At 61.0% G+C, this 14576-nt stretch carries 7 protein-coding genes, 2 tRNA genes and 2 rRNA genes; 7 read left to right on the top strand and 4 right to left on the bottom strand.

Annotation, left to right across the window (positions count from 1 at the left end):
* Positions 1-8: 8 nt before the first annotated feature.
* On the bottom strand, positions 9-2162 hold the full coding sequence (gene metG / locus ACNQFN_RS17550) for a methionine--tRNA ligase (RefSeq protein ID WP_418647102.1): 2154 nt from the start codon (positions 2160-2162) through the stop codon (positions 9-11).
* A gap of 117 nt (positions 2163-2279) precedes the next feature.
* Entirely contained in the window at positions 2280-2870 is a 591-nt protein-coding gene (locus ACNQFN_RS17545; protein WP_418647101.1) for an OmpA family protein, read from the bottom strand.
* Between the two features lie 207 nt (positions 2871-3077).
* Between ACNQFN_RS17545 and apbC the strand changes: the two genes are divergently transcribed.
* The 3 genes from apbC (at position 3078) to ACNQFN_RS17530 (ending at position 7308) form a co-directional block, all read left to right on the top strand.
* Positions 3078-4169, top strand: coding sequence for an iron-sulfur cluster carrier protein ApbC (apbC, locus tag ACNQFN_RS17540; protein ID WP_418647100.1), 1092 nt, complete (start codon positions 3078-3080; stop codon positions 4167-4169).
* Between the two features lie 172 nt (positions 4170-4341).
* The gene (gene dcd / locus ACNQFN_RS17535) at positions 4342-4908 is read left to right on the top strand and encodes a dCTP deaminase (protein ID WP_068637550.1); all 567 of its coding nucleotides are present in this window, start codon (positions 4342-4344) and stop codon (positions 4906-4908) included.
* A gap of 156 nt (positions 4909-5064) precedes the next feature.
* On the top strand, positions 5065-7308 hold the full coding sequence (locus ACNQFN_RS17530; RefSeq protein WP_418647099.1) for an Orn/Lys/Arg decarboxylase N-terminal domain-containing protein: 2244 nt from the start codon (positions 5065-5067) through the stop codon (positions 7306-7308).
* Positions 7309-7386: 78 nt separating this feature from the next.
* Here ACNQFN_RS17530 and ACNQFN_RS17525 read toward each other — a convergent pair whose 3' ends face one another.
* Both ACNQFN_RS17525 and ACNQFN_RS17520 read right to left on the bottom strand, forming a co-directional pair.
* The gene (locus ACNQFN_RS17525; protein ID WP_418647098.1) at positions 7387-7884 is read right to left on the bottom strand and encodes a dihydrofolate reductase; all 498 of its coding nucleotides are present in this window, start codon (positions 7882-7884) and stop codon (positions 7387-7389) included.
* Complete coding sequence (locus tag ACNQFN_RS17520; RefSeq protein WP_418647097.1) at positions 7881-8675, bottom strand: thymidylate synthase; 795 nt, start codon at positions 8673-8675, stop codon at positions 7881-7883. The genes ACNQFN_RS17525 and ACNQFN_RS17520 overlap by 4 nt, the downstream gene beginning before the upstream one ends.
* A 763-nt stretch (positions 8676-9438) precedes the next feature.
* On the opposite strand from ACNQFN_RS17520, the gene ACNQFN_RS17515 reads away from it, so the two are divergent.
* From ACNQFN_RS17515 to ACNQFN_RS17500, 4 genes are all read left to right on the top strand, one after another.
* Positions 9439-10974: ribosomal RNA gene (locus ACNQFN_RS17515) — 16S ribosomal RNA — on the top strand.
* Between the two features lie 81 nt (positions 10975-11055).
* A tRNA-Ile gene (locus ACNQFN_RS17510) sits at positions 11056-11132 on the top strand.
* Positions 11133-11173: 41 nt separating this feature from the next.
* Positions 11174-11249 (top strand) — tRNA-Ala (locus tag ACNQFN_RS17505).
* A 250-nt stretch (positions 11250-11499) separates the two neighbouring features.
* Positions 11500-14546 (top strand): 23S ribosomal RNA (locus ACNQFN_RS17500).
* Together the 16S and 23S rRNA genes with 2 tRNA genes alongside form the textbook arrangement of a ribosomal RNA operon.
* Positions 14547-14576 lie beyond the last annotated feature (30 nt).

The raw sequence follows: 14576 nt of genomic DNA, 5'->3' as shown, positions 1-14576 counted from the left end.
GGCATGGCTTACTTGACCCGCATGCCGGGTGTGGCACCGGCGTCGGGGGACAGGATGTAGAGCCCGGCGCTCTTGCCTTCGGCGTCCGAGGCGGCCAGCACCATGCCTTCGCTGAGGCCGAACTTCATCTTGCGCGGTGCCAGGTTGGCGACCATGACGGTGTGGCGGCCGACGAGCGTGGCCGGGTCGTAGGCCGACTTGATGCCGGCGAAGACCTGGCGCGGTTTGGGCTCGCCGGCTTCGTCGGTTTCGCCGATGTCGAGTTGCAGGCGGATCAGCTTGTCGGCGCCGTCGACGTGTTCCGCAGCGACGATCCTGGCGATGCGCAGGTCGACCTTGGTGAAGTCGTCGATCGAGATGTGCGGTGAGGCTGTCTCCGCCGCCTGGGCGGCGTGCTGCTGCTGCTCGGCATGGCGCTGCTGGGACGATGCGGTCTTGGCGTCCGCTGCCGGCGCGGCCGGCGCGAGCGATTCGCGGTTGGCTTCGAGCAGGGCGTCGATCTGCTTGCGCTCGACGCGGGTCATCAGGTGGCTGTAGGGCTGGATGGCGTGGCCGGCAGGCAGCGCGGCCCAGTCGCCCTGCCAGTCCAGCGCCGGAATCGACAGGAAGGATTCGACCTGGGCCGCCAGCGCCGGCAGCACCGGCTTCAGGAAGCGGGCGAGGTCGCGGAACATGTTCAGCGCGGTGCTGCACACGGTGTGCAGGCGGGCTTCCTGGCCTTCCTGCTTGGCCAGTTCCCACGGCTTGTGATCGTTGACGTACTGGTTGGCGAGGTCGGCCAGGCGCATGATCTCGCGCAGCGCGCGGCCGTAGTCGCGCTCGTCGTAGGCGGTGGCGATGCTGCCGTCGGCCCAGGCGGCGGCGAAGTCGGCGCAGGCCTGCAAGTCGGTTTCGCCCAGCCTGCCGTCGAAGCGCTTGCCGATGAAGCCGGCGCAGCGGCTGGCGATATTGACGAACTTGCCGACGAGATCGGAGTTCACCTTGGCGATCATGTCGTCGAGGTTGAGGTCGACGTCTTCCATGGTGCCGTTCGACTTGCCGGCGAAGTAGTAGCGCAGCCACTCGGGATTGAGCTTCTGCGCGATGTAGGAGTGCGCGGTGATGAAGGTGCCGCGGCTCTTGCTCATCTTGGCGCCGTCGACGGTCAGGAAGCCGTTGACGCACAGCTGGCTGGGCGTGGCGTAGCCGGCGAACTCGAGCATTGCCGGCCAGAACAGGGCGTGGAAGTAGAGGATGTCCTTGCCGATGAAGTGCACCATCTCGGTGCCGGCCGCAGCGGCACGTGCGCCGTCGGTGTAGTCCTCGACGACGATGTCGCCGCGCTTGTCGGCGAGGTTGCGGAAGCTGGCGAGATAGCCGATCGGCGCATCCAGCCAGACGTAGAAGTACTTGCCGGGGGCGCCGGGGATCTCGAAGCCGAAGTAGGGGGCGTCACGCGAGATGTCCCAGTCGGACAGCTTGTTCTCGCCCTCTTCGCCCAGCCATTCCTTCATCTTGTTGGCGGCCTCCATCTGCAGGCGGCGCGCACCTTGGGCGTTGGTGCCGCGCGTCCATCGGCGCAGGAAGGCGATCGCGCGGTCGTCCGACAGGCGGAAGAAGTAGTGCGTCGAGGTGCGAAGCACCGGCTTGGCGCCGGATACCGCCGAATAGGGGTTCCTGAGTTCGGTCGGGGCATAGGCGGCGCCACAGGCTTCGCAGTTGTCGCCGTACTGATCCGCGGCGCCGCATTTGGGGCATTCGCCCTTGATGAAGCGGTCGGGCAGGAACATTTCCTTGACCGGGTCGTAGTACTGCTCGATCTCGCGGGTGTCGATGAGGCCGGCGGCCTGCAGCTTGCCGTAGATGTCCGCGGCGTAGTCGCGGTTCTCGGGGCTGTGGGTGGAGTGATAGTTGTCGAAGGCGACGCCGAAGGCGGTGAAGTCGCGCAGGTGTTCGCCGTGCACGCGTTCGATCAGTTGCTCGGGCGTCAGCCCTTCCTTTTCGGCGCGCAGCATGACCGGCGTGCCATGGGTGTCGTCCGCACAGACGTAATGCACCGAATGGCCCCGCATGCGCTGGTAGCGCACCCAGATGTCGGCCTGGATGTAACCCACCAGGTGGCCGAGGTGAATGTCGCCGTTGGCATAGGGCAGGGCGTTGGTGACGAGAATCTTGCGGGGCATGTGGTGTCGGGTGTGAAACAAAAGAATGCAAGTTTAGCAAAGCGCGCGAGTGCCGGCCTGCCGCTTGTGGCGCTTGCGTCCGCACCCGATTCCAGCGGCGGCGACCGAGTCGAGTCCTCAGTGCATTTCGCGCAGCAGCAGCTCGACCCGGCGGTTGCGGGCGCGGCCTTCCTCGGTGGCGTTGCTGGTGAGCGGGTCGGCTTCGCCGCGGCCGTCGGCGCTCAGGCGCTCGAAGGCGATGCCGCGTTCGGCGAGATGGGCGGCGACTGCCTCGGCGCGCTCGATCGACAGGCGCAGATTGACCATTTCGCTGCCCTGGCTGTCGGTATGACCAACGACCTTGACCGCGACGCCGGGTTCGGCGGCGAGCAGCGGCGCGATCGCATCGAGGGCGGCGGCGAGCGGTGGGCGGATCGCGGTGCTGCCCGAGGTGAAGCCGTCGGATACCGGGATCTCGATCCTGAAGCCTTGCGCGTCGGCCGTGCCGATGGTGATGCCGGGTGTGCTGCGCGTGGCCTCGTTCATCGCCTGCCGCAGGGCGGGCCAATCGGGCGCCGGTGCCGTCTGGCGGACGAGAGCATGCAGGTGGATCGGGTCGTCGGCGGGCGCGGCTGGCGCGTCGGCCGTGCCGGTGGTGGCGCAAGCCTGCACCAGCAGCGCGGTGCCGAGGATGAGAAGCGTGGAGCGGAGGGAGGCGGAGATGTTCATTGCCGGAAATACGTCGATGGGGCAGAGGCTCTGCCGAGGGTGGAAAGCATACGAAATTCGGGCGCGCAGGCTGGCGGGTCAGCCACTGCCGATCCGTGCCGGCAGGAAACCCCCAATGGTAGCGCGGGTGAGCGTTGGCGGAGGCTCCGGTATGATTCCCCCGTTTCCGCCCGGCTGCGGGCGTTCCGATCATCGAGGAAATACGCAATGAGTCTCGACCAGCAAACCGTAACCGACGTGCTCAAGTCGGTGATCGATCCGAATACCGGCAAAGATTTCGTCTCTGCCCGCTGCATCCGCAATCTGGTGGTGGAAGGCAGCAATGTCGCCTTCGAGGTCGAACTCGGCTACCCGGCGAACAGCCAGCACGAACCCATCCGCGCCTTGCTGGTGGAAGCACTGGCGGCGGTGCCGGGCGTCGGCCGCATCGATGTCACGGTCAACAGCAAGGTGGTGGCCCATGCCGTGCAGCACGGCGTGAAGCTGCTGCCGGGGGTGCGCAACATCATTGCCGTGGCTTCCGGCAAGGGTGGCGTGGGCAAGAGCACGACCTCGGTGAATCTGGCGTTGGCACTGGCAGCGGAAGGCGCGCGCGTCGGCCTGCTGGATGCGGACATCTATGGCCCGTCGCAGCCGCAGATGCTGGGCATCGGCGGCCAGCGGCCGGTGTCCGAGGACGGCAAGACCATGATCCCGCTCGAAGCCCACGGCATCCAGGCGATGTCGATCGGCTTCCTGATCGAGCAGGATACGCCGATGGTGTGGCGCGGCCCGATGGCGACACAGGCGCTGAACCAGATGCTGAAGGACACGGCCTGGCAGGATCTCGACTATCTGCTGATCGACATGCCGCCGGGCACCGGCGACATCCAGTTGACGCTTTCGCAGAGCGTGCCGGTGACGGGTGCGGTCATCGTCACCACGCCGCAGGACATCGCCCTGCTGGATGCGCGCAAGGGCCTGAAGATGTTCGAGAAGGTGGGCGTGCCCATCCTCGGCGTGGTCGAGAACATGAGCATCCACATCTGCTCGAAGTGCGGCCACGAAGAGCACATCTTCGGCCAGGGTGGTGGCGAGAAGATGTGTGCCGACTACAACATTCCTTTCCTGGGGGCGCTGCCGCTGGACATCCAGATCCGTTCCGAAGCCGACGGTGGCACGCCGACCGTGGTCGCCGATCCCGACGGGCGCATCGCCGCGATCTACAAGCAGATCGCGCGCAAGGTGGCGGTGCGCATCGCCGAGAAGTCCAAGGACATGACGCACAAGTTCCCGAACATCGTCATCAAGAATAGTTGAGTGTCCCCGGGCGCACTGCCGCGCCCGGCTCGGGGGGCAGCGCGTCGGCGCAGGCTCGTGCCCCGGCTGAAAAACTGTGGCGCGGAGGCTTTCGTCCGCGGGGTGCTTGTCCTACACTACGCGGCTTTCCCGACCGCTGACGGTCGCAACGCACCCGCTGGAACCCGTGCCCATGTCCATCAAGTCCGACAAGTGGATCCGCCGCATGGCCCGAGAGGCCGGCATGATCGAGCCTTTCGCGCCGGAACTGGTGCGCACCAACGACAGCGGCCGCATCGTTTCCTACGGCACGTCGAGCTATGGCTACGACGTGCGCGTGGCGAATGAATTCAAGATATTCACCAACATCAACTCGACCATCGTCGACCCCAAGGACTTCGATGCGCGCAATTTCGTCGATTTCACCGGCGACGTCTGCATCATTCCGCCGAACTCCTTCGCGCTGGCGCGCACCGTCGAGTATTTCCGCATTCCGCGCAGCGTGCTGACGGTCTGCCTGGGCAAGAGCACTTACGCGCGCTGCGGCATCATCGTCAACGTCACGCCGCTGGAGCCCGAGTGGGAAGGCCACGTGACGCTGGAGTTCTCCAACACCACGCCGTTGCCGGCCAAGATCTACGCCAACGAGGGTGTGGCGCAGATGCTGTTCTTCGAGTCGGATGAGGTGTGCGAGACCTCGTACAAGGACCGCGGCGGCAAGTACCTCGGCCAGACCGGCGTCACGCTGCCGAAGATCTGATCGAGCCTGGCCGCTGACGCCGACAACCGTGAATATGGGGCCGCCTGACGGCCCCTTGTGCTTTTCCCGCTTCAATTCCGGTAATGCCCGCGCAAGATCGAGGGCTTACTCTTCCACTTTTTCCGTCCCGCAAGGACCCCGCTGGAGACGATCAGGATGAGATTCCATTTCCCCATCATCATCATCGACGAGGATTTCCGCTCGGAAAACTCTTCGGGCCTGGGGATTCGCGCGCTGGCGAAGGCGATCGAAGACGAAGGCATGGAAGTGCTCGGCATCACCAGTTATGGCGATCTGACCTCCTTCGCCCAGCAGCAGAGCCGTGGCTCGACCTTCATCCTGTCGATCGATGACGAAGAGTTCTCGTCGCCCGAGGCTTCGGCCAAGGCGATCGCCGATCTGCGCGCCTTCGTCGAGCAGATCCGCTTCCGCAATGCCGAGATCCCGATCTTCCTGCACGGCGAGACGCGCACCACGCGCCACATCCCCAACGACGTGCTGCGCGAGATGCACGGCTTCATCCACATGTTCGAGGACACGCCGGAGTTCATCGCCCGCTATGTGGTGCGCGAGGCGAAGAACTATCTCGAATCGCTGCCGCCGCCTTTCTTCCGCGCGCTGACCCACTATGCGGCGGACAGCTCGTATTCCTGGCACTGCCCGGGGCACTCGGGCGGGGTCGCCTTCCTGAAGAGCCCGGTGGGACAGATGTTCCATCAGTTCTTCGGCGAAAACATGCTGCGCGCCGACGTCTGCAACGCGGTGGACGAACTGGGCCAACTGCTCGACCACACCGGTCCGGTGGCGGCCTCGGAGCGCAATGCGGCGCGAATCTTCAACTGCGATCACCTGTATTTCGTCACCAACGGCACCTCGACCTCGAACAAGATGGTGTGGCACACCACCGTGGCGCCCGGCGACATCGTCGTGGTGGACCGCAACTGCCACAAGTCGATTCTCCACTCGATCATCATGACCGGCGCGGTGCCGGTGTTCCTGACGCCGACGCGCAACCACTACGGCATCATCGGGCCGATCCCGCTGGAAGAGTTCTCGATGGAGAACATCCAGAAGAAGATCGAGGCCAACCCCTTCGCGCGCAATGCGAAGAGCAAGAAGCCGCGCATCCTGACGATCACGCAGTCGACCTACGACGGCGTGGTGTACAACGTCGAGACGATCAAGGAGATGCTCGACGGCGAGATCGATACGCTGCACTTCGACGAGGCCTGGCTGCCGCACGCGGCTTTCCACGACTTCTACGGCGACTACCACGCCATCGGTGCCGATCGTCCGCGCTGCCGCGAGTCGATGGTGTTCTCGACCCAATCGACCCACAAGCTGCTGGCCGGCCTGAGCCAAGCCTCGCAGATCCTGGTGCAGGACTCGCAGACGCGCAAGCTCGACCGCGACATCTTCAACGAGGCCTATCTGATGCACACCTCGACCTCGCCGCAGTACGCGATCATCGCGTCCTGCGACGTGGCGGCGGCGATGATGGAAGCGCCGGGCGGCCCCGCGCTGGTGAACGAATCGCTGAGCGAAGCAGTCGAGTTCCGTCGCGCGATGCGCAAGGTCGATGCCGAGTTCGGCGACGACGACTGGTGGTTCAAGGTATGGGGGCCGGAATTCCTCGCCGAGGAAGGCATCGGCAGCCGCGAGGACTGGACGCTGAAGGCCGGCGAAAGCTGGCACGGCTTCGGCGACCTGGCCGAAGGCTTCAACATCCTCGACCCGATCAAGGCGACGATCATCACCCCGGGCCTGAACATGGACGGCGACTTCGCCGAACATACCGGCATTCCGGCGGCGATCGTCACCAAGTACCTGGCCGAGCACGGCATCATCGTCGAGAAGACCGGGCTTTACTCCTTCTTCATCATGTTCACCATCGGCATCACCAAGGGCCGCTGGAACACGATGGTGACCGAGCTGCAGCAGTTCAAGGACGACTACGACCGCAACCAGCCGCTGTGGCGCGTGATGCCGGAGTTCATCGCCAAGCACCCGCGCTACGAGCGGGTCGGGCTGAAGGACTTGTGCGACCAGATCCACAGCTTCTACAAGGCCCACGACATCGCCCGCCTGACCACCGAGATGTACCTATCGGACATGGTGCCGGCGATGAAGCCCGCCGATGCCTTCGCCAAGATGGCGCACCGAGAGATCGAGCGTGTGTCGCTGGACGAACTCGAAGGCCGCGTCACCGCGATGCTGGTCACGCCGTATCCGCCGGGCATCCCGCTGCTGATCCCGGGCGAGCGCTTCAATGCCACGATCGTGCGCTACCTGAAGTTCGCACGCGATTTCAACTCCCGCTTCCCAGGCTTCGAAACCGACATCCATGGTCTTGTGAAGGGTGAGGACGGCCGCTATCACGTCGATTGCGTGAAGGACTGATCGAGGCTGGCTGTGCCGGCATGAGAAACGACGAGGGCCGCGATCAGCGGCCCTCGTTGCGTCATGCGGTGCCTGTGCTCAGCGGTGGCGGTAGCTGACGAAATCGAAGTCGAAGTCGTTGTCCGCATCGGCGGTGCGCGCATCGCGCCGCTCCTCGACGAAATCGGAACGATCGAAGAGCGGGAAATGGGCGTCACCCTCGACGTCGGCCCAGATTTCGGTCAGTTCGAGGCGGTCGGCGCGGGGCAGCAGGGTGTTGTAAAGCTGGGCGCCTCCGATCACGAAAATGCGCTCGGCGTCCGCGGCAGCGGCGAGTGCGGCCTCCGGAGAGTGGAAAACCTCGGCGCCTTCCGCGCGGAACTGCGTGTCGCGGGTGACGACGATGTTGCGGCGGCCGGACAAGGGCCGACCCAGTGATTCCCAGGTCTTGCGTCCCATCACGACTGGATGGCCCATGGTCATCGCGCGAAAATGCTGCATGTCGGCCTTGAGTCGCCAGGGCAGTCCGTTGTCGCGACCGATCACGCCGTTGCGTGCGACCGCTGCGATCAGGGTGATTTCAGGAGTCGTGCTCATACAGCCACCGGTGCCTTGATGTGGGGATGCGGATCATAGCCGCCGATGCCGAAGTCCTCGAGGCGGAAGGCGAAGATATCCTTCACTTCGGGGTTCATCTTCAATGTCGGCAATGTGCGCGGCGTACGCGAGAGTTGTTCGCGCGCCTGGTCGAGATGGTTCAGATAGAGATGGCAGTCGCCGCCGGTCCAGATGAAGTCGCCGGCTTCCAGCTCGCAGACCTGCGCGACCATGTGGGTGAGCAGGGCATAGGAAGCGATGTTGAAGGGTACGCCGAGGAAGATGTCCGCGCTGCGCTGGTAGAGCTGGCAGGAGAGGCGGCCGTTGGCGACGTAGAACTGGAACAGTGCATGGCAGGGCGGCAGTGCCATCGTGTCCACTTCGCCCGGGTTCCAGGCAGAGACGATGTGCCGGCGTGAATCCGGGCTGCGCCTGATGCCGTCGATCAGCTTCGTGATCTGGTCGACGGTCGTGCCGTCCTTGTTTTCCCAGCGCCGCCATTGCTTGCCGTACACCGGGCCGAGGTCGCCGTTTTCGTCGGCCCACTCGTCCCAGATCGAGACGCCGTTGTCCTTCAGGTAGCGGATGTTGGTATCGCCCTGCAGGAACCACAGCAGCTCATGGATGATCGAGCGCGTATGGAGCTTCTTGGTCGTCAGCAGCGGAAAGCCTTCCTTCAGCGGAAAGCGCATCTGCCAGCCGAAGACGGACAGGGTGCCGGTGCCGGTGCGGTCGGTCTTGCGGTCCCCGTGCTCGAGCACGTGGCGCATGAGGTCTAGGTACTGTCGCATGTTTGAGGGGAGGCAAATAAATGGAGATGGTACATCACCCTCATTACCCACTCCGCGGCTCTGGGGCAAGCAGCATGGGGGGCGTCCGGGTCCCGTCCGTGTGTTTGGCGGATCGTGTGACGAGAAAGGTGCTGGCTCCTGGAGTGGCTGTACAGGAGGGCGGCCAGGGTAGGATGGGTGGAGCCGCAGGCGAAGCCCATCACCTCTGCGCCCCGCAAATGATGGGTTTCGCTAGGCTCTACCCATCCTACTTGTGCTGTTGTTCGTGCCGTCGCTTTACGCGCTGTGGTTCAGGCTGGCGGTGGTGTCTGCGGCGTAGTGGCGGCGTGACGGGCCTGCGTGCCTGGGGGGGCGGGCGAGCGGATTGCTTGTTCATGGATTGGTGTGTTTTTGTTTCATGGGCTGATCAGTATTTCTGTTGAAGTTTTGCCTTGACGGTTTATTTTTGTTGTCTATAATGCCGATCTTTCTCGCGGCGCCGGTGGTTGTTTGGCGGGTGCGGCGGGGTTTGCGGCGGTATTGGGGGTGAGGTTTTTCCGGCGTTTTCCGTGATTGTGTTTTTTGGGAAGCGGTTCGGGAGGTTGACAAGGTTTTGTTTGTTGATCATAATTTCGCTTCTGTGCTGACGGCACGAATCTTTAACAACTTGAACAACCGATAAGTGTGGGTGCTTGGTGGTTGTGGTCCAGTGGCGTTGTGCCACGGTTTCACAATGATTGGGTGCTCATACTGCAAGTCAGTATTTTGAGTACTTTGTAGGATTGAACTTAAGAGTTTGATCCTGGCTCAGATTGAACGCTGGCGGCATGCTTTACACATGCAAGTCGAACGGCAGCGCGGGCTTCGGCCTGGCGGCGAGTGGCGAACGGGTGAGTAATGCATCGGAACGTACCCAGTCGTGGGGGATAACACATCGAAAGATGTGCTAATACCGCATACGTCCTGAGGGAGAAAGCGGGGGACCTTCGGGCCTCGCGCGATTGGAGCGGCCGATGTCAGATTAGCTAGTAGGTGGGGTAAAGGCCCACCTAGGCGACGATCTGTAGCGGGTCTGAGAGGATGATCCGCCACACTGGGACTGAGACACGGCCCAGACTCCTACGGGAGGCAGCAGTGGGGAATTTTGGACAATGGGGGCAACCCTGATCCAGCCATGCCGCGTGAGTGAAGAAGGCCTTCGGGTTGTAAAGCTCTTTCGGCCGGGAAGAAATCGCATTCTCTAACATAGGATGTGGATGACGGTACCGGACTAAGAAGCACCGGCTAACTACGTGCCAGCAGCCGCGGTAATACGTAGGGTGCGAGCGTTAATCGGAATTACTGGGCGTAAAGCGTGCGCAGGCGGTTTGCCAAGACAGGCGTGAAATCCCCGGGCTTAACCTGGGAACTGCGCTTGTGACTGGCAGGCTAGAGTACGGCAGAGGGGGGTGGAATTCCACGTGTAGCAGTGAAATGCGTAGAGATGTGGAGGAACACCGATGGCGAAGGCAGCCCCCTGGGCCTGTACTGACGCTCATGCACGAAAGCGTGGGGAGCAAACAGGATTAGATACCCTGGTAGTCCACGCCCTAAACGATGTCGACTAGTCGTTCGGAGCAGCAATGCACTGAGTGACGCAGCTAACGCGTGAAGTCGACCGCCTGGGGAGTACGGCCGCAAGGTTAAAACTCAAAGGAATTGACGGGGACCCGCACAAGCGGTGGATGATGTGGATTAATTCGATGCAACGCGAAAAACCTTACCTACCCTTGACATGCCAGGAAGCTTGCTGAGAGGCGAGCGTGCCTTCGGGAGCCTGGACACAGGTGCTGCATGGCTGTCGTCAGCTCGTGTCGTGAGATGTTGGGTTAAGTCCCGCAACGAGCGCAACCCTTGTCACTAGTTGCCATCATTTGGTTGGGCACTCTAGTGAGACTGCCGGTGACAAACCGGAGGAAGGTGGGGATGACGTCAAGTCCTCATGGCCCTTATGGGTAGGGCTTCACACGTCATACAATGGTCGGTACAGAGGGTTGCCAAGCCGCGAGGTGGAGCCAATCCCAAAAAGCCGATCGTAGTCCGGATCGTAGTCTGCAACTCGACTACGTGAAGTCGGAATCGCTAGTAATCGCAGATCAGCATGCTGCGGTGAATACGTTCCCGGGTCTTGTACACACCGCCCGTCACACCATGGGAGTGGGTTTCACCAGAAGTAGGTAGCTTAACCTTCGGGAGGGCGCTTACCACGGTGAGATTCATGACTGGGGTGAAGTCGTAACAAGGTAGCCGTATCGGAAGGTGCGGCTGGATCACCTCCTTTCAAGAGAAGAGGGCCGCAGCGGCCAAGTATCCACAACTTATCGGTTGTTCAGGCGAAGAGCCTCGAAGGTGCATGAGAAGAGGGTCTGTAGCTCAGCTGGTTAGAGCACCGTCTTGATAAGGCGGGGGTCGTTGGTTCGAACCCAACCAGACCCACCAGGATGTCAGGGTTGCTTGATGGCTTGGTTGATGAAGACAAGGGGGCTGTAGCTCAGCTGGGAGAGCGGCGGCTTTGCAAGCCGTAGGTCGTCGGTTCGATCCCGACCAGCTCCACCAGGTCATGCGTGTTTCGGGAAGTCAGAGATGGGGTTTGGGCTCAGGTCTCATCTCTGACTTCTTGATCGGCGAGAAGCCGGTTTGAGGTTTGCTCTTTAACAAAGTGGAAGAAGTGCAGTGCGTACTGTAGCCGGTGCGTACTGCAGTTGTGTGATTGCATTGGTTCAGGCTGCGTTGTCAGCACAGTCTGGACCGCACAAACGAGTTCGACCTGTGACGGGGTGCTTCTTTGGAGGCACCAAGGTTATAGGATCAAGCGACTAAGTGCATGTGGTGGATGCCTTGGCGATCACAGGCGATGAAGGACGTGTAAGCCTGCGAAAAGCGTGGGGGAGCTGGCAATAGAGCTTTGATCCCACGATGTCCGAATGGGGAAACCCGGCCCGCAAGGGTCATCCCTGGCTCAATACATAGGCCAGAGGAGGCGAACGCGGCGAACTGAAACATCTAAGTAGCCGCAGGAACAGAAATCAACCGAGATTCCGCAAGTAGTGGCGAGCGAACGCGGAGTAGCCTGCACGACTAAACCATCAGCTCAGCAAAACGGTCTGGAAAGTCCGACGATACAGGGTGATAGTCCCGTATGCGAAAAGCCGGTGGCGGGTCTGAGCGTGCGACAAGTAGGGCGGGACACGAGAAATCCTGTCTGAAGATGGGGGGACCATCCTCCAAGGCTAAATACTCGTGATCGACCGATAGTGAACCAGTACCGTGAGGGAAAGGCGAAAAGAACCCCGGGAGGGGAGTGAAATAGATCCTGAAACCGCATGCATACAAACAGTGGGAGCCCCTGCACAATGGGCTTTCGGTTCTTTCGAGGCGCGCGCAGCGCGACTCAAAAGAACTCAAAGATGAAATAGATCCTGATGAGTTCATCAGTGTAGAAGGTGACTTCGGCTCGCGTAGCGAGACGAAAGGCGCCCCTGCACGATGGACTCGTCGAGAGTCCATCGTGCAGGGGTGACTGCGTACCTTTTGTATAATGGGTCAGCGACTTACGTTCAGTAGCGAGCTTAACCGAATAGGGGAGGCGTAGCGAAAGCGAGTCTGATAAGGGCGTCGTAGTTGCTGGGCGTAGACCCGAAACCGGATGATCTATCCATGGCCAGGATGAAGGTGCGGTAACACGCACTGGAGGTCCGAACCCACTAACGTTGAAAAGTTAGGGGATGAGCTGTGGATAGGGGTGAAAGGCTAAACAAATCCGGAAATAGCTGGTTCTCCCCGAAAACTATTTAGGTAGTGCGTCGTACGGACACTTGCGGGGGTAGAGCACTGTAATCGTTGGGGGGGTCACTGCGATCTACCCCGCGATAGCAAACTCCGAATACCGCAAAGTGATATACGGCAGACAGACATCGGGTGCTAACGTCCGGTGTCAAGAGGGAAACAACCCAGACCGCCAGCTAAGGTCCCAAATGCATGGCTAAGTGGCAAACGAGGTGGGAAGGCATAGACAGCTAGGAGGTTGGCTTAGAAGCAGCCACCCTTTAAAGAAAGCGTAATAGCTCACTAGTCGAGTCGTCCTGCGCGGAAGATGTAACGGGGCTCAAGCCATGAACCGAAGCTGCGGATGTGTCTTTGACACGTGGTAGGGGAGCGTTCCGTAGGCCTGCGAAGGTGTCTCGTAAGGGATGCTGGAGGTATCGGAAGTGCGAATGCTGACATGAGTAGCGATAAAGGGTGTGAAAAGCACCCTCGCCGTAAGCCCAAGGTTTCCTGCGCAACGTTCATCGGCGCAGGGTGAGTCGGCCCCTAAGGCGAGGCAGAAATGCGTAGTCGATGGGAAACGGGTCAATATTCCCGTACCGGTTCTAGATGCGATGGGGGGACGGAGAAGGTTAGGTTGGCCATCTGTTGGAATAGGTGGTTCAAGCGTGTAGGCGTGCCCGGTAGGCAAATCCGCCGGGCTGAGCTCAGGCGTGATAACGAGGCTCTTAGGAGCCGAAGCAACTGATACCCTGCTTCCAGGAAAAGCCTCTAAGCTTCAGTCTAGAATCGACCGTACCGCAAACCGACACAGGTGGGCTGGTAGAGAATACCCAGGCGCTTGAGAGAACTCAGGAGAAGGAACTCGGCAAATTGATACCGTAACTTCGGGAGAAGGTATGCCCCGTTAGCTTGTAGGAGCACATCCGAAGGGCGAAGGGGCCGCAGAGAATCGGTGGCTGCGACTGTTTATTAAAAACACAGCACTGTGCAAACACGAAAGTGGACGTATACGGTGTGACGCCTGCCCGGTGCCGGAAGGTTAAGTGATGGGGTGCAAGCTCTTGATCGAAGCCCCGGTAAACGGCGGCCGTAACTATAACGGTCCTAAGGTAGCGAAATTCCTTGTCGGGTAAGTTCCGACCTGCACGAATGGCGTAACGATGGCCACACTGTCTCCTCCTGAGACTCAGCGAAGTTGAAATGTTTGTGAAGATGCAATCTCCCCGCGGCTAGACGGAAAGACCCCATGAACCTTTACTGTAGCTTTGCATTGGACTTTGACGGGACTTGTGTAGGATAGGTGGGAGGCTATGAAACCGGGACGCCAGTTCCGGTGGAGCCATCCTTGAAATACCACCCTGGTGTCGTCGAGGTTCTAACCCAGGCCTGTGAATCCAGGTCGGGGACCGTGCATGGTGGGCAGTTTGACTGGGGCGGTCTCCTCCCAAAAGGTAACGGAGGAGTACGAAGGTCACCTAGGTACGGTCGGACATCGTACTGATAGTGCAATGGCAAAAGGTGGCTTGACTGCGAGACCCACACGTCGAGCAGGTGCGAAAGCAGGTCATAGTGATCCGGTGGTTCTGTATGGAAGGGCCATCGCTCAACGGATAAAAGGTACTCTGGGGATAACAGGCTGATTCCGCCCAAGAGTTCACATCGACGGCGGAGTTTGGCACCTCGATGTCGGCTCATCACATCCTGGGGCTGTAGTCGGTCCCAAGGGTATGGCTGTTCGCCATTTAAAGTGGTACGTGAGCTGGGTTTAAAACGTCGTGAGACAGTTTGGTCCCTATCTGCCGTGGGCGCTGGAAGTTTGAGAGGGCCTGCTCCTAGTACGAGAGGACCGGAGTGGACGCACCCCTGGTGTACCGGTTGTGACGCCAGTCGCATCGCCGGGTAGCTATGTGCGGAAGAGATAACCGCTGAAAGCATCTAAGCGGGAAACTCGCCTCAAGATGAGACTTCCCCGGGGCCCCGAGCCCCCTGAAGGGTCGTTGAAGACCACAACGTTGATAGGTCGGGTGTGGAAGCGTGGCAACACGTTGAGCTAACCGATACTAATTGCCCGTGTGGCTTGATCCTATAACCTTGAATGCACACTAGAACTCGTTG

It is taken from the genome of Thauera butanivorans, assembly GCF_048398245.1.
GTDB classification, from domain to species: Bacteria; Pseudomonadota; Gammaproteobacteria; order Burkholderiales; family Rhodocyclaceae; genus Thauera; species Thauera butanivorans.
This window is presented reverse-complemented; position numbering and strand designations above follow the sequence as displayed.

Coding starts and splice junctions, on each gene's coding strand:
- ACNQFN_RS17545 (WP_418647101.1), bottom strand. CDS start 2,870: ATGAACATCTCCGCCTCCCTCCGCTCCACGCTTCTCATCCTCGGCACC.
- ACNQFN_RS17530 (WP_418647099.1), top strand. CDS start 5,065: ATGAGATTCCATTTCCCCATCATCATCATCGACGAGGATTTCCGCTCG.
- ACNQFN_RS17525 (WP_418647098.1), bottom strand. CDS start 7,884: ATGAGCACGACTCCTGAAATCACCCTGATCGCAGCGGTCGCACGCAAC.
- ACNQFN_RS17520 (WP_418647097.1), bottom strand. CDS start 8,675: ATGCGACAGTACCTAGACCTCATGCGCCACGTGCTCGAGCACGGGGAC.
- metG (WP_418647102.1), bottom strand. CDS start 2,162: ATGCCCCGCAAGATTCTCGTCACCAACGCCCTGCCCTATGCCAACGGC.
- dcd (WP_068637550.1), top strand. CDS start 4,342: ATGTCCATCAAGTCCGACAAGTGGATCCGCCGCATGGCCCGAGAGGCC.
- apbC (WP_418647100.1), top strand. CDS start 3,078: ATGAGTCTCGACCAGCAAACCGTAACCGACGTGCTCAAGTCGGTGATC.